The organism is Lignipirellula cremea, from assembly GCF_056501455.1.
Map to the genome: position 1 here is coordinate 3,140,401 of NZ_CM151415.1, position 22,254 is coordinate 3,162,654.

19 protein-coding genes are annotated in these 22,254 nt (G+C 64.2%); 12 read left to right on the plus strand and 7 right to left on the minus strand.

Annotated features, from left to right (window positions below; all coding sequences use genetic code 11):
- Positions 1-96 precede the first annotated feature (96 nt).
- Positions 97-1,011, minus strand: coding sequence for a sialate O-acetylesterase (locus tag SH602x_RS12350; protein WP_479477073.1), 915 nt, complete (start codon positions 1,009-1,011; stop codon positions 97-99).
- Positions 1,012-1,210: 199 nt separating this feature from the next.
- Between SH602x_RS12350 and SH602x_RS12355 the strand changes: the two genes are divergently transcribed.
- The 5 genes from SH602x_RS12355 to SH602x_RS12375 all read left to right on the plus strand — a co-directional run bounded on the left by SH602x_RS12355 (position 1,211) and on the right by SH602x_RS12375 (position 5,875).
- Positions 1,211-2,476, plus strand: a complete 1,266-nt coding sequence (locus tag SH602x_RS12355) for a Gfo/Idh/MocA family protein (RefSeq protein WP_479477074.1) — start codon at positions 1,211-1,213, stop codon at positions 2,474-2,476.
- Positions 2,477-2,651: 175 nt separating this feature from the next.
- Entirely contained in the window at positions 2,652-3,227 is a 576-nt protein-coding gene (locus SH602x_RS12360; RefSeq protein ID WP_479477075.1) for an REP-associated tyrosine transposase, read from the plus strand.
- Positions 3,228-3,394: 167 nt separating this feature from the next.
- Entirely contained in the window at positions 3,395-3,790 is a 396-nt protein-coding gene (locus tag SH602x_RS12365) for a hypothetical protein (RefSeq protein WP_479477076.1), read from the plus strand.
- Positions 3,787-4,893, plus strand: a complete 1,107-nt coding sequence (locus tag SH602x_RS12370; RefSeq protein WP_479477077.1) for a glycosyltransferase — start codon at positions 3,787-3,789, stop codon at positions 4,891-4,893. The genes SH602x_RS12365 and SH602x_RS12370 overlap by 4 nt, the downstream gene beginning before the upstream one ends.
- Positions 4,894-5,539: 646 nt before the next feature.
- Entirely contained in the window at positions 5,540-5,875 is a 336-nt protein-coding gene (locus SH602x_RS12375; protein WP_479477078.1) for a hypothetical protein, read from the plus strand.
- Positions 5,876-5,969: 94 nt separating this feature from the next.
- Here the strand turns inward: SH602x_RS12375 and asnB are convergent, their stop codons facing one another.
- Positions 5,970-7,883 carry an asparagine synthase (glutamine-hydrolyzing) gene (asnB, locus tag SH602x_RS12380; protein WP_479477079.1) on the minus strand — a complete coding sequence of 638 codons (1,914 nt, stop codon included), beginning with the start codon at positions 7,881-7,883 and terminating at the stop codon, positions 5,970-5,972.
- Positions 7,884-8,099: 216 nt separating this feature from the next.
- Here asnB and SH602x_RS12385 point away from each other — a divergent pair, with 216 nt between their 5' ends.
- Positions 8,100-9,068: a sugar phosphate isomerase/epimerase family protein gene (locus SH602x_RS12385; protein WP_479477080.1), complete on the plus strand. Its 969-nt coding sequence runs from the start codon at positions 8,100-8,102 to the stop codon at positions 9,066-9,068.
- Positions 9,069-9,101: 33 nt separating this feature from the next.
- Positions 9,102-9,290, plus strand: coding sequence for an FmdB family zinc ribbon protein (locus SH602x_RS12390; protein ID WP_479477081.1), 189 nt, complete (start codon positions 9,102-9,104; stop codon positions 9,288-9,290).
- An 86-nt stretch (positions 9,291-9,376) separates the two neighbouring features.
- On the opposite strand, the gene SH602x_RS12395 is transcribed toward SH602x_RS12390, so the two are convergent.
- From SH602x_RS12395 to SH602x_RS12405, 3 genes are all read right to left on the minus strand, one after another.
- Positions 9,377-10,135 (minus strand): hypothetical protein, encoded by a 759-nt coding sequence (locus SH602x_RS12395; protein WP_479477082.1) that lies wholly within the window; start codon positions 10,133-10,135, stop codon positions 9,377-9,379.
- Positions 10,136-10,361: 226 nt separating this feature from the next.
- Positions 10,362-12,248: a hypothetical protein gene (locus SH602x_RS12400; RefSeq protein WP_479477083.1), complete on the minus strand. Its 1,887-nt coding sequence runs from the start codon at positions 12,246-12,248 to the stop codon at positions 10,362-10,364.
- 171 nt (positions 12,249-12,419) lie between these two features.
- Positions 12,420-13,460 (minus strand): AAA family ATPase, encoded by a 1,041-nt coding sequence (locus SH602x_RS12405; RefSeq protein ID WP_479477084.1) that lies wholly within the window; start codon positions 13,458-13,460, stop codon positions 12,420-12,422.
- A 272-nt stretch (positions 13,461-13,732) separates the two neighbouring features.
- Between SH602x_RS12405 and SH602x_RS12410 the strand changes: the two genes are divergently transcribed.
- Together SH602x_RS12410 and SH602x_RS12415 are read left to right on the plus strand one after the other, a co-directional pair.
- Positions 13,733-15,607, plus strand: coding sequence for a hypothetical protein (locus SH602x_RS12410; RefSeq protein WP_479472608.1), 1,875 nt, complete (start codon positions 13,733-13,735; stop codon positions 15,605-15,607).
- An 11-nt stretch (positions 15,608-15,618) separates the two neighbouring features.
- Positions 15,619-16,524 carry a glycosyltransferase family 2 protein gene (locus SH602x_RS12415; protein WP_479472609.1) on the plus strand — a complete coding sequence of 302 codons (906 nt, stop codon included), beginning with the start codon at positions 15,619-15,621 and terminating at the stop codon, positions 16,522-16,524.
- A 157-nt stretch (positions 16,525-16,681) separates the two neighbouring features.
- Here the strand turns inward: SH602x_RS12415 and SH602x_RS12420 are convergent, their stop codons facing one another.
- Entirely contained in the window at positions 16,682-17,461 is a 780-nt protein-coding gene (locus SH602x_RS12420) for a hypothetical protein (RefSeq protein WP_479472610.1), read from the minus strand.
- A gap of 335 nt (positions 17,462-17,796) precedes the next feature.
- Here SH602x_RS12420 and SH602x_RS12425 point away from each other — a divergent pair, with 335 nt between their 5' ends.
- The 3 genes from SH602x_RS12425 (at position 17,797) to hemG (ending at position 20,867) form a co-directional block, all read left to right on the plus strand.
- Positions 17,797-18,411, plus strand: a complete 615-nt coding sequence (locus tag SH602x_RS12425; protein WP_479472611.1) for a class I SAM-dependent methyltransferase — start codon at positions 17,797-17,799, stop codon at positions 18,409-18,411.
- A 104-nt stretch (positions 18,412-18,515) separates the two neighbouring features.
- Positions 18,516-19,202 carry a 3-keto-disaccharide hydrolase gene (locus SH602x_RS12430; protein WP_479472612.1) on the plus strand — a complete coding sequence of 229 codons (687 nt, stop codon included), beginning with the start codon at positions 18,516-18,518 and terminating at the stop codon, positions 19,200-19,202.
- 180 nt (positions 19,203-19,382) lie between these two features.
- The gene (gene hemG / locus SH602x_RS12435; RefSeq protein ID WP_479472613.1) at positions 19,383-20,867 is read left to right on the plus strand and encodes a protoporphyrinogen oxidase; all 1,485 of its coding nucleotides are present in this window, start codon (positions 19,383-19,385) and stop codon (positions 20,865-20,867) included.
- A 559-nt stretch (positions 20,868-21,426) separates the two neighbouring features.
- Here hemG and SH602x_RS12440 read toward each other — a convergent pair.
- Entirely contained in the window at positions 21,427-22,230 is an 804-nt protein-coding gene (locus SH602x_RS12440) for a hypothetical protein (protein WP_479472614.1), read from the minus strand.
- Positions 22,231-22,254 lie beyond the last annotated feature (24 nt).

The window sequence follows — 22,254 nt, forward strand, 5'->3', positions numbered from 1 at the left end:
AGCGGAGGGTGTCAACCCTCCGAGTCCGGATCGCTGGTCGTGCAGAAGACACGGAGGGCTGACACCCTCCGCTCGCCGGGGAACGACTCCGTTCGCCTACTGCTTGATCAGCTCCACCGTCGCTTCGGCGAACTTGCCGCCGAGATCGATATAGCCTGCGCTGTCGTAATGCCAGGGATCGCTGTAGCCGTAGTCGTCGGTCGAGGTCACGAGCGCGGCGTGGCCATCTTCATTCGCGAAGGACGCCTGGGCTTCGCGAACGACGTCGCCGAACTGCCAGACCTTGCCTGACGGGTTGTTGCCTGAGTCGGAAATGCGGCCGACGACGACCGGCAGATCGTCGTAACGGAACGCCGCGCGGATCAGGTTCATCAGTTCGCCGAGGTTCTCGCGATAGGCATTTGCGGAGGCTTCGTTGACGCCGTCGCTTTCGCCCTGCATCCAGAGAATGCCCTTGGGGACGAGCGTGTCGGGTTCGCCGTCGCCGTCGATGTCCCCCGCGGCGTAGGCGTTGCGGACCGCGGCAAGGAAATGATCGTACTGATTGACGCCCTTGCCCGCGCCTTCGCCTCCGACGAACTGCGGATCCCAGCTTCCGAAGACGCCGGCAGCGGCCTCGTCGATCGACGTTCCGCCGCGGGAATACTTCAGCAGGGCGATCTTCTTGTCCGGGAACGCCTCGCGGAGCTTCTGCGCAAAGGTCAACTCCACGCCGAAGCGCTGGCCATAGGTTGCCTGCCCGTTCTGATAGCGGTAGTCCATGCCGTAGCCCGGCTTGAGCTCCGCCCACTCGCCGTTGCCGTCGACGGGCTGGCCGTCGGCGCTGTGGTTGCCGAGGAAGATCCGCACGCCCTCGATCGGCTTCTGCAATTCGGGCGGAAGCTCGCGGTTCTGGCCGTAGCCGTCCATGTTCGACTGGCCCCCCAGGTAGAAGAGCCAGTACTCGGCAGCCGACGCCGAACCGGCGCCGCCGAGGAGCATCGACAGCAGCGCCATCGCGAAAAGACGCATGGAAAAGAACCCTTCCGAGAAGCGGCGGAAAACGAGCGAACGCGTCGCCCCATGGTAGCTCCGCAGCGACCCGGCTTCACGCGGCGCTGGATGGTCGGGAGCCGCTAAACTACCCTGAACGAACGCTCGTTTCGCCTGCGGGCGAGGCGCTTCTCTACGGACTCCCCTTCGCATCCTCCGCACGAAAGGCTTGACGCTCGTGGCCAAGCACGATTTCACGCGTCGCTCGTTCCTGACGACGACCGCGACGACGGGCGCCGCGCTCTTCGCCGCTCCCTACTTCGTTCCGTCGAAGGCGTTCGGCGCCAACGATCGCATCCGCACCGGCCATATCGGCGTCGGCGGTCAGGGGAAGGGCAACCTGAACGCGTTCAAGTCGCACGCCGTGGCGGTCTGCGACGTCGATTCGACCCGCGCCGCCGCTGCGGCGAAGATCGTGGAAGAGGCAGGCAACGACTGCGAGGTCTTCGGCGACTATCGCCAGATGCTCGATCGCAAGGATATCGACGCAGTCGTCATCACCACGCCCGATCACTGGCACGCCCTGCAGACGATCCACGCCTGCCAGGCGGGCAAGCACGTCTACGTAGAGAAGCCGCTGACGCTCTTCATCGACGAAGGTCGCAAGATGGTCGAAGCGGCGCGGAAGTACAACGTCGTCGTGCAGACCGGCTCCCAGCAGCGGAGCGACGACAAGTTCCGCCAGGCCTGCGAACTGGTCCAGTCGGGCGCGCTGGGCAAGATCAAGCAGGTCCGCGTCGGCCTGCCCAAGTCGAACCATCCGGGCAAGCCCGTTCCCGACAGCGCCCCGCCGGCGGAACTCGATTACGCGACGTGGCTCGGGCCGGCTCCGGAGCGGCCCTACAACAAGAACCGGGTCCATTACAACTTCCGGTTCTTCTGGGACTACTCGGGCGGCCAGATGACGAACTTCGGCGCCCACCATATCGACATCGCGCAGTGGGCGCTCGGTCGCGACGAATCGGGTCCGATCGAAACGAAGGTTCTCTACGCCAAGTTCCATCCGGAGATGTGGCACGAGGTGACGGAGTCTTTCCGCCTGGTCCACACCTACGACGACGGCATCGAACTGGTCGTCGGCCAGCAGGAGAAGGACTGCCCCGTCGGCGCCACCTTCGTCGGCGAAAAGGGCGAGATGTTCGTCACCCGCGGCAAGATCACGGCCAATCCGCCGGAGATCCTGGAAGTCGAGCGGACGGTCAAGCTCTACGAGAGCAAGAACCACCACAAGAACTTCCTGGAGTGCATCGTGTCGGGCGAGAAGCCGATCTGCGACGTCGAGATCGGCCACCGGAGCGCGACCGTCTGCCACCTCGGCAACATCGCCGCCCGGTTGGGCAAGACGATCCAGTGGGATCCGAAGACCGAGAAGCTCGCCGGCGACGCCGCCCCCTGGCAGACGCGTCCCTATCGCTCGCCGTGGGAACTGCCGGAGCAGGTTTGATTCGGTCGCCTGACAGTCCACTCTGAGCGGGGGACGAAAGTCCCCCGAGGCGTTGGCGTAAATCTGAGCCCACCAGAGCTTCTCGATAACGAGCTGGACTTGAAGTCCCGCTCCTTCGGGTGGCACTGGCTCTGCCAGTGCGATAACGATTCGCCGGTCCGAAGCGAGTTCGCCCATGGACGACCATAAACGCCTCGTCCGTTACCACGAGCCCGGGCATCTCCACGAGTTCACCTTCTCTTGCTATCGCCAGTTGCCGTTGCTAGACGAAGAATCGCGACGCAGAACCCTTGCCCGCTGCATCGACGCGGCCGGCGATGAGACAGGCATCGTACTAACCGCCTTCGTCTTCATGCCCGAGCACGTTCACTTGCTGGCGTACTCGCCGGAGAAGATCCCCGACCTCAGCCGCTATCTCGCCCGAATCAAGCAGCCGTTCTCGAAGCAAATGAAGGAGGAGATTTCAAGAAGCGATCCGACGCTCGCAGCTCGCCTGACCGTAACCGAACGCCCTGGCAAAAGCTGCTTTCGCTTCTGGCAGGCGGGCGCCGGCTATGATCGGAACCTCTACTCCCCTCAAGCGATCTCCGCTGCGCTCGATTACCTTCACGCTAATCCCGTCAAACGCGGACTCTGCGAACGGGCGATCGACTGGAAGTCGTCGTCGGCTCGATACTATCTGATCGATGATTCGACGATCGACCCTGACCTGCTTCGCGTCGAACCGTTGCCGATGGGAAGTCTGCACTAGCTGTCCGAAACACTGGCGGAGCCAGTGCCACCCGAAGGAGCGCCGCTGACGCGGCATGTCGGTAGTCCCGCGACGAAACGGATTCGGAAGTTTGTCTTCGATAACGATCGTCGGTCTCGAATGGATTTCGCTCCTCCGACGGTCCCGGCGCCTTTGCGATTCGGTTAATGGATATCGTTTTCTTCGTACTTATCGCTGTGGTCACGTCGCTCGTTCCGATCGGAATCTGGATCGCGGCAGAGAGCAGCGGCAAGCCCTGGCAGCGATATGTCGCCGGACTCGGGATGGCGTTATGGTTCGCCGCGTGCGGAGCATTCGTCACGGGCTCACACCTGACGTTAAAGGCGTACGCCGAGGATCTCGAGACGAACTACCGGCTGAACAATGCGTCTCAAGAGATGCTGATCGCCGCGATTCGTCGAATGGAGGCGGGCGAATGCGAAGAGTTGATCGGCGAGTTTCGGTGGATGTGGCATAAGATCGGGCACCCGAAAACGGATCGTCCGATGATCGAAGAACCATTCACGGCCTTCGCTGAAGGAAGGGCAAGCGACTTCCCGTGACGAAACGGATTCTTCACATCATCCCGACGATGGATCGGGGCGGGGCCGAGAAGCAGCTCGTCCTGCTCGCGAAGGGGCTGCCGCGGGAGGAATTCGACGTACACGTCGCGCTCCTCACTCGCGGCGGACCGCGGGAGAAGGAACTGCTCGCCGCGGGCATCCCCGTCCACCGGATCGACAAGAAGCTCAAGATCGATCCGCTCGCTTACCGCCGGCTGAGTCGACTGATCGCGAAGCTTCAGCCCGACGTGGTGCAGACCTGGCTCTTCGCCGCGAACGCTTACGGTCGCGCGGCGGCGTTCGCCAACCGCGTGCCGCACGTCATCGGCAGCGAGCGCTCCGTCGATCCCTGGAAGCGGGGCTACGAACTGGCGATCGACCGCAGTCTCGCCAGGAAGAGCGACTGCATCGTCGTCAACAGCCTCGGCACGCAGGCCTTCTATGAAAAGGCCGGCATCCCGCGGGCGAAGTTCCGCGTGATCCCCAACGGCGTCGAACCCTTCGCCGCCGTCGGCAGCCCGTCGCGGGAAGCGTTTTTGAAGTCGCTCGGACTGCCGCCCGATGCGAGGCTGATCGGCGCGATCGGCAGGCTCTGGCCGCAGAAGCGGGTGAAGGATCTGATCTGGGCGACGGAGCTGCTGAACAACGTTCATAAGAACGCCTACCTGATCGTGATCGGCGACGGCCCGCAGCGGCATTCGCTGGAGCGCTATCGCTTCCTCGTGCGGATCGAGGAGAACGTCCGCTTCCTCGGAGAGCGCAGCGACGTGCCGGCGATCCTGCCGCACCTCGATATGGTCTGCCTCGCCAGTTCGTACGAAGGCCAGTCGAACGCCGTGATGGAAGGCATGTCGGCCGGTCTGCCCGTCGTCGCCAGCGATATCCCCGGCAACCGCGAACTGGTCGTCGAAGGGGTCACCGGGTTTCTCGTCCCGGTCGGCGACCGCGGAGAGTTCGCCCGGCGGATGAACCGCCTGCTCGGCGATCCCGCGCTCGCCCGCAGCTTGGGCGCCGCCGGCTGCGAACGCATGCGCGAGGAATTCTCCGTCGCGAAGATGGTCGAACGGTACGCGACGCTCTACCGCGAAGTCATCGGGCGGTGAACCGAATTCGCAGGGTGGGGCATCGATCCGCCGTCAGTGCATGCCGACGTACAGGGAAAGGTGGGTCAATGACCCACCCTACTACAGCGACTCGCTTAAACGTGTGGGTCGCCGAAGGGGACCGGGTGCCACTGGCTCAGCCAGTGCCGCGTCTGGATCGATCGTCCAACATGTCCGACCGAGTCCTTCGTTCCAGCACTGGCAAAGCCAGTGGCACCCTCTTGAGACTCACGATTTGAAGCGAGTGGCTGTACTACAGAGGAAGCGTTCCATCTCCCCGCTCGCCCGGGAAGAGCGAGCAGAAAGAAAAGTGTCGCCTTCTCAAGTGGACAGCGCCTATCGTTCATCTGGCGGGAATGCGGGGCCCAGGTGGCGCAGTCGGAATTCTAGATACCCGGCTCCGCCTTGCCCACGACGACCCTCAGCGCCCGTCAGGCGACGTCGCCATTTTTCGTACACCCGGAGTTGCGGAATCGAAGAACGACGAGTTTCGTAGGGTGGGCCTTGGCCCACCTTGAGCATCGATCAGCGACAGAGCGAACAGCGCGATTCTTTAAGTCAGGTGGGCCAAGGCCCACCGCTCGAGCGATCCGCTACGATCTGGTCGTCGCCTGATTCACGGCGAAGCCTCTCGTGGAGCGGAGGAATGGACGATCCCTCTTTGATCACGCATTGGTGGGGAAAGGATCGCATCTTTCACTACCCGATGTATCCGTATTCGGTCGAGAACGTAGCCAGATTTCCGAAAGGTCCGGCGTTCTACGTCTACGCCAAGGAAGTGGAAAAAGGCTGGGTTCCGATCTACTACGGGGAAACAGACGATCTCTCGTCGCTTCCGCAGACATGCCCAATGTGGGATCGGGCAATCAACGAGTTTAAGGCGACCTACGTCTTCCAGCATCCAGGCCCGACCGAACGCGAGTATCGCCAGAAGATCGTGGCTGATTTGCGGAAGGGTCGTAAAGCGATTGCTGACGACTAGTCCATCAGCGACAGAGCGAACAGCGGGATCTATTGGATGGCGTTCAAGTCAGGTGGGCCAAGGCCCACCCTACAGAAACTGACGGGACTGCCTGTTACAGCCCCCACTTCTCCAGCCAGAGTTCGAGCACGAGCAGCGCCCACAGGCGATAGTCGTGATCGAACCGGCCGGAGAGGTGTTCTTCCCACAGACGCCGGATCGTTCGCTCCTCGAACCAGCCGCGGGCGACCGCGCGACTGTTCAGCAATTTGCTCTCGGCCAGTCCGCGGAGTTCTTTCCGGAACCACGGACCGATCGGCACGCCGAAGCCCATCTTCGGACGATGCCAGACTTCCTCCGGGATCGCGTCGCGGAAAGCGAGGTACAACAGCCGCTTCTGGCGCTTCCCCTGCATCTTCAGCGACAGGGGGAGCGAGATGGCGAACTCGATCAGCCGGTAATCGAGAAACGGTTGCCGGCACTCGAGGCTGTGCGCCATCGACGCCATATCGACCTTCGTCATCAGGTCGCACGGCAGGTAGGTCATCAGATCGGTCAGCGTCGCCGACGTGACCGGGTCGCGCTTCGTCGTGCGGTTCCATGCCCGCTGCAGAAAGCCGTACGGATCGGAGTCGCCCAGCTTGTCGACGAAGGCGTCGGTGTAAAGCTCCGCGCGCTGACTCTCCTGAAAGATGGAGACCCAGTCGAAGTACCGCCGCGCGGGAGGGCGACCCAGCGACGCGCTGAAGCGCTTGAATTTTCGGACGAGGTCCCGCCGGTTCGACGTCGACGGGATCTTCTGCCAGAAGGGCGCCGCCGCGAAGTCCTTCAGCGGACCCAGCCGATCGAGCCGCCGGCTGAGCTGCAGCGCCCGGTAACGCCGATAGCCTCCGAACAGTTCGTCGCCGCCGTCCCCGGTGAGCGCGACCGTCACCTCTTCCCGCGTCCGCTTGCAGAGATGCCAGGTCGGAATGGCCGAACTGTCCGCGAACGGCTCGTCATAGTGAGCGACCAGTTCGGGCAGGATCTGTAAATCGTCCGGCGTGACGTCGAACGTGCGATGATCGGTCTTGAGGAATGCCGCGGTCCGCTCGGCCTGGTCGCTCTCGTCGTACGCCTTGATCGGAAAGCGAATGCTGAAGGTCTGAGTCGCGCGACCTGAAAGCTGCTGCATCATCGCCACGGTCAGCGACGAATCGATGCCGCCGGAGAGAAACGCCCCCAGCGGCACGTCGCTCTGCATCCGCAGTTCGACCGACGATCGAAAGAGTTCGCGTACGCGATCGATCGCCTCGGCTTCGCTGGTCGGTCGCTCTTCGTTCCAGTCAGGGCTCCAGTACCGCTCGACCGTCAGCCTGCCGTTTTCATAGATGGCCAGGCAGCCGGGCGGGAGCTTCTTGACGTGCTTGAAGATCGTGTTGGGGTAGGGAACGTACTGATACGTCAGGTACTCGTCGACCGCCCGCTCGTCGACCTCCATCGGAACGTTCGGCGCCTGCGCAAGGCTTTTCAGTTCGCTGGCGAAGTAGAGCCGCTCGGAATCTGCGTAGTAATAGAGCGGCTTCTTCCCCATCCGGTCGCGGGCGAGAATCATCCGCCGCTTCGGGGCGTCCCAGGCGCCGATCGCGAACATGCCGTTCATCGATCCGAACGCTGCCGTCCCTTCGTCGAGCAGCAGCCGCACGACGCTCTCGGTGTCGCTGTCGGTCGAGAAGGCGTGGCCCGATCCTTCCAGCCGCCGGCGGATCGATCGGTAGTTGTAGACCTCTCCGTTGAAGACGATGACCATCCGATCGTCGGACGCGGCGAACGGCTGATGCCCGCCTGCCAGATCGATGATCGACAGACGCCGAAAGCCGAGCGCGACGCCGGGCGTGCGCCCGTAGACCGGATCGTCCCTCAGCGGCGACTCGAAATAGCCCTCGTCGTCCGGCCCGCGATGGGCCAGGCAGCGCGTCATGCGCTCCAGCGCATCGCGCGGAAGCGCGTGACGCGGGTCGTTCCAGACGGCTCCGGCGATGCCGCACATGCAGTGGGTCGAGTCCTGTCGAGGCGAAGCGGCCCGCGAAGCGAACGATCGGTTCAGTCCTCGCGGCGCCGGTGGTCGCATTGTACGGTCGAGGAAGCGACGGCGGTCCCCTCGATTGCAATCGGCTGCCGCGGGAAGAACAATTGGCTCCGACTGTCCGCCGAGCGACCTCCGTTCGACCCCTCCTCTCCGCCCGTCCTCCTGCGACGCCGCTTTATGTCTTCGCTTCCCAATCGTCGCGACTGTCTCCTCGGTCTGGCCGCAGGCGCCGGGGTTCTTGCCGCGGGTTCGACCGCCGCGAAATCGACCCGGGCCGCGGAGCAGCCGACCTCGCAGGCGACGCCCGGCGTGCGCTATTGCCTCAACACGAGCACGATTCGCCATGAATCGCTGAAGCTGGTCGACCGGATCGAGATCGCGGCGAAGGCGGGCTACGACGCGATCGAACCCTGGATTCGCGAAATCGACGAGTACACGCAGGGGGGCGGCAAGCTTTCCGATCTCGATAAGCGGCTGAAGGATCTGGGGCTGACCGTCGAAAGCGCGATCGGCTTCGCGGCCTGGATCGTTGATGACGAGGCCGAGCGCAAGGCCGGCCTCGAAACGGCGAAGCGGGACATGGACCTGCTCGCCCAGATCGGCGGCAAGCGGATCGCGGCGCCCCCCGTGAACGCGACGAAGGAACGGATGACGAACTTCGACGCCATTGCCGAACGTTACCGGGCGCTGCTCGAAGTGGGCGACGTAACGGGCGTCACGCCGCAGATCGAAGTCTGGGGCTTTTCCGCCACGCTCTCGAAACTGTCGGAGTGCCTGTACGTCGCCATCGCCGCGAATCATCCCAAGGCGTGCGTGCTGGCCGACGTCTACCACCTCTATAAGGGCGGCAACGACTTCGACGCGGTGCGGTTCATCAGCGGCGCGGCGATGCACAACTTTCACATGAACGACTATCCCGATATCGCGCGGGAGACCATCGGCGACGCCGACCGGGTCTATTGCGGCGACGGCGTCGCGCCCGTGCCGCAGATCCTGGCGACCCTGTTCGCCAACGGCTTCAGCGGCTCGCTCTCGCTGGAACTGTTCAACCCGAACTACTGGAAGCAGGACCCCCTCGCCGTCGCGACGAAGGGCCTGGAGTCGATGAAAGCCTCGGTCGCCGCGGCGAAGCAATTGAAGGCGTAGTCCGCGGTTCGTCGACAGGAGACAGGCAGGAATATGCCCCGCTCGCGCATCCACTGTTCCTGCGGAGCGAGGCTGACCGAGCCGTTGCCGAAGGTCTGTCCCGCGTGCGGGGGCGAGATCGCCCGAGTGCGGAGAAACGTCTGGAGACCCATCCTGTCGCTGCTGTTCATCGGGGCTCTCGCGGCGGCCTGCCTCGCTTACGGCTGGTGGCTGCTCTCGTAGGCGACCGAAAACGAAAGAGGGCGTCGATCGACTGACCGACGCCCTCGCGAGCTTTCAGGATGTAGGGATCTGTTTCAGAAACTCGATCAGTTCTTGAACAGGTCGCCGGGGTTGATCTTCGCGTTCTTGATCGGGAACTTCGGCAGGTCGATGCCCGGACCGGGCTTCGGATCGACCTGCGGCTTGGGGAACTTGATCACCGGGCCCGGCTTGGGCATCGGCTTCGGATCGACCTGCGGCTTGGGGAACTTGATCACCGGGCCCGGCTTCGGGAAGGGGAAGGGCTTCACGACCGGGGGCTCGGGTTGAGGGAGAGGCATCGGCTTGGGCATGGGCTTCGGTCCCGGCAGGCCGATCTTGCCGCCTTGGAACATCAGCTTGGCGCCCGGCTTCTCCGATTCGAGGAAGAACTTCGCCTTCAACTTCGGCTGGGCCATCATGGCGATCCCTTCCTGCGAGTAGGCCATCACTCCGCCCCCGATCGGCTGGAACTCGACCCAGGCGTACATCAGGCCGACCCCGGGACGGAAGAACTCGATCGCCGCGGGCATGTTCGGACCGATCTGGTCCTTCGCCCATTCGATCTCGTCCATCGTCTTGATGCAGTAGACGTCGACGCCGTCGGTCGTCGCCTGGAGCAGCACGTCGTTCGGAAACAGTCGGCCATGGGCAGAGTAGCCGGGGATCGTGCCGGTCACCCGCAGGCCCTGCCAGTTCTCGAAGGCGTAGACGCCCAGGAGCATGCCGGAGGGGTTGTTCGCGTTCGCGACCGAGCCGACGGCGGAAGCGGCGAGCAGCGCCGCGGTGACGAACGAGAAGCGGAGAAGAGTCAGACGAGCGAGCATCTCAGGATTCCTTCGCGTCAGAGTGATGGGCTTCGCAAGCGGCGAAGCGTGGTTGACGCAGAATCGTTAATGCTCGGCTCGTGCCGGAACTAGCTCCGATGGGTGGGTGTAGCGGCCATAAGCTGCTTATGCGAAATAGCTTAAGGTCGATGTAAAACGATTCGGCATGCCCGGCATACGAACGAAAAATGAAGTCATTTCGATGTCTATTTTAGATTCGATCTGACTACGCATCGCGGATGAACCTTGCGGCGTATGACCGAATCTCTTTGCCGTTCAGGACGTGGAAGTAGCGGAGCTGCTCGATCGTCGATCCGCTGAACTTGGCGAGCGGCACGTGGATCAGTCGCTTGCGGTACCGGCGGGCCAGCTTTCTCCAGCCGGCGCCGGGGATGGCGTCGCTGACGACGGCCACGTGCGGCGCCTTGGCGTAGTAGCAGGCCGCGGCGAGGAGGCGTTCCTCTAGCGTCGTGGTGAAGTCGAACGTCCGGTCGGTCCAGATGTCCCGAATCGCGATCGGCGGGAACAGGAACAGCGACCCGCCGTAGAACGCCTGGCAGACTCCGGGTCCGACCGGCTTCTTGCGGAAGTCGGACGCGAAGAAGGCGAGCGTCGATTCCTCGTCGTGCTCGGCGAACCAGGTCGATCGCCAGGGATAGTCCCGCGGATCGGCCGGCACGTCGAACAGCATCACCGCCGCGTCGAGAAAGCCCCGATTCGGCGGCAGGACCTTCACGTAGATCTGATTCTCGTACCAGTGCCTCAGCGTGTCGCGGATGTCGATGCCGTCCATCACGCTGGTCGTGAACTTCTCGGTCCGCGCGAGGTCCAGTCCCGCCGTCTCCAGCGCCCGTTGGAAGACGCTGGCGCGAAACGTTTCGATCCGGTCGTCTTCAGGCGGCCAACTGCACTGGCGAAAAGGATTCCAGCGCTGGGTCCAGCGTTCCTCGTCCTGTTTGTCGGGTCGACGCCGAAGCTGGATCGAGCGCCACTGAGACCCCGAGTGAGGCAATCGCGAATACGTCCGGCGCTTGTCGCCTTCCGGCAGAACGCATGCGTCGGTGCCCCATGCGATCGTCGGCTCGGACGTCTCCCCTGCGTAGGGATAGGTCCGGATCGTTTCGGCGATATGAAGCGCGAAGGAGTCGCCGAAGACTTGCTGCGCTGCGAGCACGATCGTGTACATATCGGGCGCCAGACGCCGGTCGAGCAGCGTCAGGTTCCGGATGTACTTCAGGCACGTTCGCAAGAGCTGCGGCGTGATCTTCCTGGCCCGCTTGCCGAAGTCGGCGTAGTAAGCGCCCCGGGCCGCGATCAGCACTTCCTTCACGCCGTCGACGCCGAGCCGCTCGTCGTCGGTCCATTCCCGACGCGCCCGTTCGTACAGACCGGCGATGAAGGGCATCTCGCCCAGTAGAAAGATGAGCTGCTTCGGATCGACGTGAAAGCGTTCGGCGACGAGCGGTTCCTCGTCGGGCTCGGCAGGCGTCTGATCGAACCAGGCCTTCCGGAGCCAGACCCACTCCGGAAAGGAACAGATCGCCAGGATGCGGGAGTGATCGCGTTCCAGATGCCGCAGTCGCTGCGCCATGTAGGCCAGGCGCCGTCGCTGCGAAGGAAGCACCGGGCGCTCGACCGCCGGAAGAAGCGTCGCGGCCAGCCGCGCGGGCGAGGCCTTCTTCAGCGCGAAGGCGTCGGCGTAGGGCGTCTCGAACGGAACGTAGTCTTCCTGTTCCCGCTCCAGGAAAAGCCGCGGCAGCCGCTCCTGCATGGCCGTCCGCAGGCAGGCGATGACGGGCTGACAGGGATCGATGCCGACGTAGGCGACGAAGGGTTTGCGGCGGGGGCTTCGCTCTTCGTCGGTTTCGTATTCCGAGAAGCCTTCGAAGGCCGGCTCATGATGTCGCTGGATCACCACGCTCGGATGCGGGAGTTCCGCGATCCCTTCTTCGACCAGCCGCTGCATCGACGGGGGCAGCGGCACGGCCAGCGCGTCCCAGTCGCCGTCCAGCAGATACGCCCGCGCCGCGAGCGCGTAATCGCCGCTTCCGTGCAGCACGGGAAAGAGCGTAATGCGGTCGGTCAGACGAAACGGATCGGCAGCGACGGACATGGTTCAGGTTCTTCCGTCGATGATCACCGTCGTGACGGTAGAGGCATGCAGCGAGTCGTTCCCGTAGGGCTGGCGCCCTCGCCTGCCGTCACAGCGGCAATCGGGTTCATGGCAGGCGAGGGCGCCAGCCCTACAGGGGCGTCAGCGATCGTCCGCGTCCGATCGAACGCATTAGCGATCGTCAGATTCATCATCCAGATCGTCGAGCTCGTCGTCAAAGTCGTCATCCAGTTCGTCGTCCAGATCCTCGTCGTCGTCGTGATCGGGATGGAGCGGATGATCGGCGTCGAAGAACAGGTCGCCCAGTCCGAGCGGCGTCGATTCGCCTCCCAGCGCCCGGCGGCGACGTTCCGCCGCGGCCTGCAGATCGAGCGCTTCGTCGCCCAGGCAACGTTCCAGCGCCTCGCGCCAGGCGACGTCGATCGACAGCGGGTGATCGGGATCCTGGCGGATTCGCTTCATCGCGAAGCGCAGCAGGTTGATCCCGTCGCGCGGCGAGTAGTCGAGCTGCATCTGATGCGACTGCTGCAGGAAGTCCAGCGTCAGCGCCAGCAACTCGTTCTCGGCGAAGGGGAGGTGATACTGCAGGATGGCCATCTCGTCGTCGCGCGACGGATAGCCGAGCGGCAATCCCGGCTGCAACCGGCTGAGGATGTAATCCGGAATCTCGAACGTCGAGTCGTCCTGGTTCATCGTGACGCACGCCCGGAAGTCGGGATGCGCGCTGATGGTTACGCCGGCGACGATCGATTCGACGTAGCGCCGGTGATCGAACAGCGGGGCCAGGCTGGCCCACGACTTTTCGTTCATCCGGTTCCCTTCGTCGAGGACGCAGACGCCCCCGCGAAGCATGGCCGTCACGACCGGCGAGGCGTGGTAGGCGATCTTTCCCGACTCGGCCAGCACGGGCGTCACCAGCAGATCTTCCGGACGCGTGTCGGCGGTGCACTGGTAGATGTAGAGCTCCTGCTTGCGGGCCTGCGCGGCTGCGATGGCGAGCGCCGTCTTCCCGATGCCCGGAGCGCCGATCAGGCGGGGCGTCAGGGGGAGATCCTTGACGTCGACCGTCAGCCAGCAGGCGAGCAGCTGCCGCAGGATCTCCCGCTGGCCGATCCATTCCTGCGTCGGAACGTGGGCCGGACTGAGCTTCAGCCGAACGCCGTCGATCTCGACGGAGACGGCGTTCGACGCGCCGGGCGCTGGAGAGTTCATAAGCGGAATCGCGAGGTCGCTATCGAGTTTCGGGCGCGTCCGACACGAGGAGCGAACCCGCGTCGGTCGCCTGCATTGTATCGCAATCAGCCGACCGCCCGTTCGGTCGTGACGATCCTGCGGATGAGAACGATCGAGGTCGACCCGTCGGACCAGGCTGAACGCGACTTCGCGGGAGGCGGTCCGCGAACGAGGGGTAGAGTTGCCGGGCATTCCGCGCGCTGACATTTCGGCGCCGTCGTTTCTTCCGGCCAGACTTCTGCCGATCCGCCATGGCTGCGCCGAGCTTACTCGCCGGACTCTTCGCGCCGTTCCGCACGCTTGCGGCAGAGCGGTCGCCGGAAGCGTCGTCGAAGGACGTCCGCGGCTGGACGGCGATTCGCGCCGGCCTGTTCGTGCTGGTCGTCTGGTGCGGCGCCGCGATGATGTGCCCGCCGCCTGCCGACCCCGATCTGTGGGGCCACGTGCAGTTCGGTCGCGACGCGCTTCGCGATGGACTGGAACGCGAAACGACCTACGCCTACACGGTCGAAAACTTTCCCTGGATCAATCACGAGAACCTGACCGAACTGGCGCTCGCCTCCACGATCGATTCGGTCGGGCCCGTCGGTCTGCTGATCGGCAAGTTCCTGCTGGGCGCCCTCTTGCTGCTCGTGATCGCCCGGGGCTGCTTTCGCGCGGGCGCGGGACTGGTCGTCACGTCGACGATCGTTCTGCTCGTCGCGTGGAACATGGCCCCCTTCTGGAGCCCCCGTCCGCAGCTCGCGACGTTCCTCTGTTTCACCGCCGCGCTCGGCGTGCTGCAGTACGCGTTCGCGGGATGGGAAGGGAAGTGGCATCTCCGCTGGCCTGATCTGCGCAAACGCGAGAGCGTCGGCACGGAAGCCGATCCCCTGACGTACGACTCGCAGCGACTGCGGGCCCTCTGGGCGTTGCCGGTCATCATGGTCGTCTGGACCAATTCGCACGGCGGATGGGTCGCGGGTTGCTGCATTCTGATCGCGTACCTGTCGCTGCGCACGGTCGAGGCTGTCTGTCGCAAGGGGCGTGACGCGGGCGGCCTGGTGCGACGCTTCGCCCTGATGATCGCCGCGGTCGCGGTCGCGACGCTGATCAATCCGTACAGCTACGAACTGCACGGCTGGTTCGTCGGCTGGCTCGGTCGCTCGCGGGGCGAGATCGTCGAGTGGCTTCCGCCGTCGATGTTCGACCGGGACTTTCTGCCGTTCTTTCTGACGCTTCCTGTCTTCGCCACGGCGTTGCTGTTCAGTCGCAAGTCGCGCGACTTCACGCACGTCGTGATCCTGCTGATCATTCTCTGGCAGGCCGTCGAACACCTGCGGCACATTCCGTTCTTCGCGCTCGCGCTGGCGTTCTGGATGCCGGGGCATGTGCAGGACGTGCTCGACCGGGCGACCGCCGGCGCCTTTCGCCTGACGCAGACGCCGACCGTTTCGCGACGCTTCGGCGCGCTCGTCGCGTGCGGCTTTCTGTTCGTCGTCGGCGTGCTGGGGTGGAAGACTTACGAACGCGTCGGTCGGCTCTCTGTGCCGCGATCGCACTATCCGGTCTCCGCATTCGAGTTCATGGAGCGGCACGATCTCGGCGGCAAGCTGATCGTCACCTACAACTGGTCGCAGTACGCCATCGCCGCCTTCTGCGTCCCGCGCGAAGACTTCCCGGAAAGTCGCGTCCAGTTCGACGGACGTCTCTGCACGTGCTATCCGCAGGAAGTGATCGACCTCCATTACGACCTGATCCTCGGTCCGCCTACGCCCGATCGGACGCGCAGCGAAGCGGTGCCCGAATACGCGCCGGATCTCGCGCTCGCCTACCGTTCGCCCGATCTGGTCCTGCTCAACCGGGGCCAGGCCGACTCGGTAAGGAACCTGGAGGCTCGCGCCGACGATTGGGCGCTCCTGTATCAGGACGAACTGGCGCAGCTCTGGGGCCGCCGGACGGTCTTCGACGATCCCGCTTCGCCGCGATATCTCGCGCCCGACCTGCGCTCGGTCACCGACGCGAAGCAGACGGGCAGCGTCGCCTGGCCCGCGCTTCCCAGGAATCTGGCGCAGGACGAGCCGCAGTTCGTCGAGAGCGCCTCCCCCGTCATGACGCCGCCGATCGCGGTCGCGAACCCTCGCTGAATTTCCCGACCATGAACGATCCAGCCGATTCGTCCGATTCGAAACCCCTCGCGTCGATCGTCATGCACGGAGCCGAAGGCGAAGTCGGTCCGCCGTCGCCTCCCTCGCCGCGATCGGTGACGGGGCAGTGGCGCGCCGTAGATTCGACGTTCGATCGGCTGAAGAACGAGCTGGCCGAAGCGCTGGGCCATAACGAACAGGCCGCCGCGGCCGCGCGGTATCCGCAGGGCTTCGTGCTGAGCGTGCTGATCCCGGTCTACAACGAGGAGCGTTCGCTCCCCACGCTGCTCAGCAAGTTGCTGGCGGTGCCCGTGCCGATGGAGATCGTCCTCGTCGACGACGGCAGCACGGATCGTTCGCGGCAGATTCTTTCCCGGCTCGACGGCGTGTCGCCGTTCAAGGTCGTTCTGAAGGAGAAGAACGCGGGCAAGGGCGCCGCGCTTCGCACCGCCTTCGAGCGATCGACCGGCAGCGTCGTGATGATTCAGGACGCCGACCTGGAATACGATCCGTCGGACATTCCGGGGCTGCTCGGTCCGATCCTCGAAGGCTGGGCCGACGTCGTCTACGGTTCGCGGTTTCTCGACGCGAAGCGACCGCAGACGTCGCTGCTCCATCGCTGCGGCAACGGGGCGCTGACGCACCTGTCGAACTTCTTCACCGGCCTGCACCTGACCGACATGGAGACCTGCTACAAGGTCTTCCGCCGGGAGACCCTCGCCGGCGTGAACTGGGAGCAGGATCGCTTCGGCTTCGAGCCGGAGATCACCGCGCGTCTCGCGCGGAAGAAGGCCCGCTTCGCCGAAGCGCCGATCCGCTACTCGCCCCGCTCGTACGCCGAAGGGAAGAAGATCGGCTGGCGCGACCTGCTCGCCACGCTCGGCTGCATCGTGAAGTACCGGTACTTCACGGAGTGAAGCGCATGAAGCTACGCCGGCGCCTTTCGTAGGGTGCGGCGAGCGGCGCCTGACGTTCTCACTGCCCTCGTAATCGCTTAGCGGACGAATCGGCACGGGCGTACGCCGTGTCGACTAAGGCGCGACGGGGGATCATGATCGACTGTCGTGTGCGCGGCTACGTTCTGAACTCCGGAAGTTGAACGGCGTGCTTCACCAGACGTTGCACAGGTTCACTCAAGGCCAGGTGAAGATGCTTGATGTCTCTCGGGAAGATCTGTAGGTGATCGTCGACAATGACGATCTCGTGCTCCCTTTCGCGACCTTCTAGTGGCTTGGTGACACGCCCGCCTGCATGAACGATTGAGTTGCGGATCTCGCGTGCCAAGTAGATCTGAGGCGTGCTCCAGCAGTGCGAGAGAAGGTTTTCGCCGAAGGCCTCCCGAAATCGTTTCGGCCAATCTTGGTTTGTGGCGCGAAGCCTCTCGCCTGGTATTCGAACCTGCGCACACTTCACGAGAAAGTGCTCGTAGGCGTAATACACCGAGGCGTAGGTCAGCCTCTCCGAGGCCCAGACGCTCAACGCAAATTCCCGACCCTCGTCGCACTGATCGTGAATGAACGCGTCCCACATGTCCTCACGAGGGAACGGCACCTCTGCGTCTCGCGAAAGCCATTCGTTGTAGAGGTTGGCGAGTACTTGCTGAAGGTCGGCGGTCGTCTTCGAATCGAGGACGACGTGGTTGCTCAGGTGCGCCATCAGGTACTTGACCAATCGCACCTGCGGTTGACTCTGAAGTCGGGTCTCCTTGAGCGACTTAACGAAAGTTTCGGCGATCAGCACTCCGTAGTAAGGAAGAGACACTACATGCGCGGCGCTGACCCATTCAAGCCAAAGGTCCGAAATGAATCTGGACAAGAGGGGCGACTGAGCGGCGATCTCCTCCGTCTCAATCATTTTGGCCTTGTCGAGGCTTGGCCGATAGCTCTCCAGCCGTGGGTCAATCCGTAGAGTTCGGATGATTTCTGGCTATCCAACTTACTCCTCCTCGTGAACGAGTCACTCGTCGCACTCTTCGACGTCCATTCGCTGACGACTCGACGCAAGCGGACGCCATGTTGGTTCCGGTTCGATAGCGGATCATTATCGACTGTCGTACCAGCGACAGGTGCGGCGAGCCGCACCCTACGGTCGTTTCCGATCGCCGCAGGTCAGCGTCGTTCGCTACGATATTCCCTCCGCCGTCGCGCGTTTCGGCGGGTTCGACGATCCTCCGACGTTCAGGTATTGGTTTGTCCGGTTCCGAAGTCCAGACGCCCAAGTTCACCCGCAACATGACCGATCGCTTCCTTCCCAGTTGGGAGGCGGCCCTGGGGGATCGGACGACGCTGCCGACGAAGGCGATGGAGATCGGCGTCTTCGAGGGTCGCTCGACGCTGGCCTTCATCGAGCGGTTTCTGCAGCATCCGGAATCGACGATGGTCGCCGTCGACCGCTTCGACGACGTCTGGCAGGATCAGTTCTTTCACGCGAACCTCGGGCATCTGATCGCGACGCCGGAACGACCGAACAAGGTTCACGTCCGAAAGGGCGACTCGTTCGACGTCCTGACGGCCCTGTACGTCGAGATGGTCCGCGACGGCTTGGAACCGTTCGACTTCATCTACGTCGACGCCAGCCACTACACGTGGGACGTCTTCTCCGATCTGGCGCTGACGTTCCGGCTGCTGAAGGTCGGTGGCGTGATGATCTGCGACGACTACGATTACGCGCCTTATCCGAAGGCTCCCCGCGTCGAATGGATCGTGCCGAAGCGGGCGATCGACGCGTTCGAGTCGTGCTACGGCCCCAAGGTCGAACGGCTGGAGTCGCACGAACGGCAGCGCATCTTCCGGCGGGTGGAGTAGGCGGCCGCTCCGTTCTGCCTGCGTGCAACGGTCCTTTCGGCTGCCTAGAATAGACTCCGTTCTCGCCCGCCTGAGATTCCCGCCCCTTCGAAAAGGTCTGCACCATGCGCGTCGCGACGCTCGCCGCCTCGTTTCTGTTCGCCGTCAGTTCGACGATCGCCTTCGCCGAAGAGACGAAGCTCAACACGCCGCCTGAGGGATTCACGCTCCTCTTCAACGGCAAGGACCTGACGAACTGGCAGGGGATGCTGCTCGACGGCAATCCCTACAAGATCGCCGAACTCTCGAAGGAAGAACGTGCCAAGCTGCAGGCCGAGGCCGACGAAGCGGCGAAGCAGGACTGGCAGGTCAAGGACGGCATCCTCGTCTTCGACGGATCGGGCAAGAGCCTCGTCACGGCGAAGGACTACGGCGACTTCGAGTTCTACGTCGACTTCAAGATCGAGCCCAAGGGGGACAGCGGCATCTACCTCCGCGGCACGCCGCAGGTGCAGATCTGGGATCCGGCGCTGAATAACATCGGCTCGGGCGGTCTCTACAACAATCAGAAGAACCCCAGCAAGCCGCTCGGCGAGATCGCGGACAACCCCGTCGGCGAGTGGAACACCTTCTACATCAAGATGGTCGGCGACAAGGTGACGGTGAAGCTGAACGGCAAGACCGTCGTCGACGAGACGCCGCTGGAGAACTACTGGAAGCGGGGCGAGCCGCTGCTCGAGAAGGGCACCATCGAACTGCAGAACCACGGCAACACGCTTTACTTCCGCAATATTTACGTGCGGGAGCTTTAGTAGACCGACCAGCGTCGGATGTCATTCGCTCCTTCGGGTGGCGCTGGCTCTGCCAGTGCTGTCCCCGGAGCAGTTCGACTATCGGGGACGGCTGTTTCCCGCTTCACACTGGCGGAGCCAGCGCCACCCGAACGAGCCGGACTTGATGCGGTCCGACTCGTTCATTTTTTCGACCCCAGCATGTCCCCTCTCGCCAGCGAGCGCGATCCTCGCTCCCCTCGCGTCGCGATTCTCGGCGGAGGAATCTCCGGGCTGGCGGCGGCGTTCGAGCTGCATAAGGCGAACGGGCAGGCGTCGGGGGAAGCTGTCGCCTTCGACCTGTTCGACGCCGGCGACGAACTGGGCGGCATCCTGCAGACGGAGCAACGCGACGCGTTCCTGATCGAACGCGCGGCAGACATGTTCTCCGTCCGCGAGCCGTGGGCCCGCGATCTTTGCCGGGATCTGGGGCTCGAGAGCGAACTGGTCGGAACGAACGAACGGTTTCGCCGGGCGTTCGTCGTGCGGGGCGGGAAGCTTTATCCGGTGCCGGAAGGCTTCACGCTGCTGGCGCCGTCGAAGTGGTGGCCGATCGCGAAGTCGCCCCTGCTGAGCATCCCGGGCAAGCTGCGCATGGCGCGGGAGCGCTTCGTCCGGCGACGCGAGTCGGACGACGACGAAAGCCTGGCCTCCTTCACGCGGCGACGCTTCGGAAAGGAAGCCTACGAGCGACTGATTCAGCCCTTGATCGGCGGCATCTACACCGCCGACCCGGAGAAGCTGAGCATGCAGGCGACGCTCCCGCAATTCCTGGAGATGGAGCGGACGCACGGCAGCATCGTCGCCGCGACCCTGGCGAAGCCGAAGCATGCGGCAAGCGGCGCTGGTACGAACGAAAGCGGCGCCCGGTACGGCGGCTTCGTCGCGCCGAAGGGCGGGATGCGGGAGCTGATCTGCCGGATCGCGGCGGCGCTGCCGGCGGAAGCCATGCATCGACGAACCTCCGTCTCCGCCATCGAGCAGGGCGACGACGGAACCTGGTCGATCGAGCTGGCTGACGGACGGCGGGAGACGTACGACGCAGTCGTGATCGCGACCCCTTCGCATGTCGCCGCGAAGCTGCTGGCGGGCGCGAAGCCGAAACTTTCATCCGCGATCAATGAGATCACGCACGCCAGCGCAGCGATCGTCGTCGCGGGCTACAAGAAAGCGCAGATCGCCCGTTCGCTCGACGGATTCGGCCTCGTCGTGCCGCACGTCGAGGGGCGAAAGATCCTGGCCGGAAGCTTCGCCAGCGTGAAGTTCCCGGGCAGGGCGCCGGCAGATTCCGTCCTGACGCGGACGTTCGTCGGCGGAGCGCTTCAGCCCGAACTGCTCGAACGCGACGACGCGGAACTCGCGGAACTGGTCAGGGGGGAGCTGACCCAGCTACTCGGCATCCAGGGCGAGCCGATCTTCGCCGAGGTCGTGCGGTGGAATCGCACGATGCCGCAGTATCACGTCGGCCACCTCGATCGTGTCGCTGCGATCGAGCGGCTGGTCGAAGCGTCGCCCGGTCTCGCGATCGCGGGGAACGCCTACCGCGGCGTCGGCATCCCGTTCTGCATCCGCTCGGGCCAGCAAGCCGCGACGAGAGTTCGCGAGGCGGCGCTAGCTCGGCGAGACGCATCCCGCGCGGATAGGTAGCGCAGAGCGTGCGTCTCCTTCGGGTGGCACTGGCTCTGCCAGTGTTGGCCCCGGTCGAGATCGGCTTCGATGGACAGCGCTAACCCCGTATCGACACTGGCGAAGCCAGTGCCACCCGGAGCGAGCGGAACATCGAGCTTGCCCAGCCGTGCCGAATGGGGAACGTCGCTCGCACGGCTGGACAAGCCAGCCGTGGCACGCGCGTGACGCTCTCGATACGACCGGACGTCAGCGCAAAAAAGGGGCCACGCCGGTCCCGCTCCCTCGGTACGGCGTGGCCATTGCGAGTCAGGAACCTCCTGCTGTCCCTGTCCCGACGGTGTCGCAACCTAGGTATCGGTTCGCCCTCGGACGCCGCTTGATCCGATTCGTCCTGATCGTCCGCGGGGACCAGGGGATCCGGAAGATCCGTGCGAAGCGAAGGTCCTGCCGAGCCGAAGTTTACGAACGGCGATTCACGCTTTCGAACCAACGAAAAAACCTCGCCGCTGATGAGCGACGAGGTTCGTTGGTTTTCGAGTTTCGAACGGAGCGGGCCTGATCAGTCGACCCGATCGATTCAGTTCCCGCAGGAGGAGCAACCCTCTTCCATGACGCCGACGCCGTGATGGCCATGTCCCATGAAGCCGTGACCGACATGGCCGACGCCGACTCCGCCGCCGAAGCAGGCGCGATGAGCACAGCAGCCGCCGGTCCAGTTCAACTGGGGAAGGAAGTTGCGGTGGCCGCAACCATGTCCGCAGGGCTCGCAGCCGCAATCTTCCTGGACGACTTCTTCCGCACAGCCGCATCCGGCGCCGTGGCCGAGATGACCCAGTCCGAGGCCGTGACCGTGGCCTCCGAACAGGCCGTGTCCGCCGATGCCCGCTCCGCAGCAATCGCCGCCGACGCCGACGCCGGCGCCGAAGCAGGCACGGTGAGCGCAGCAGCCGCCGGTCCAGTTCAGTTGCGGCAGCAGGCCGTGGTGACCGCAGCCGTGACCCTTCTGGCACCAGTGACGCTTGGCGCTCCAGTAGCCGTCCCACAGGCCGCCGGCGCAGGGGTCGGTCGGTTCGCAGCAGCCTTCGCCGCCGTAGCCGCCGCCGATATAGCCGGGGGCCGCGCCGTTTGCGTACACGTTCTGTTCGTAGCCGATCGGGCCGGCCGACATCGGCATTCCCGGTTCGCCCGACATGACCGACCGGTCCGCGGCGACCGGTTCCGGCAGAGCGTCTTCCAGCGCCGGCGGGGCCGGCATGGGATCCTGATTCGCGTAGGCGACGCGGTAGGTGTTTCCGAAGGCGGGGCCGTTCCACTGCGCGCAACAGATGGCGCCCGACACGCCGAGCCAGAGGCCGGCGAATTGCATTACGATCCGTTTCATTGTTCCGTCCTTAACGTTGTGCGG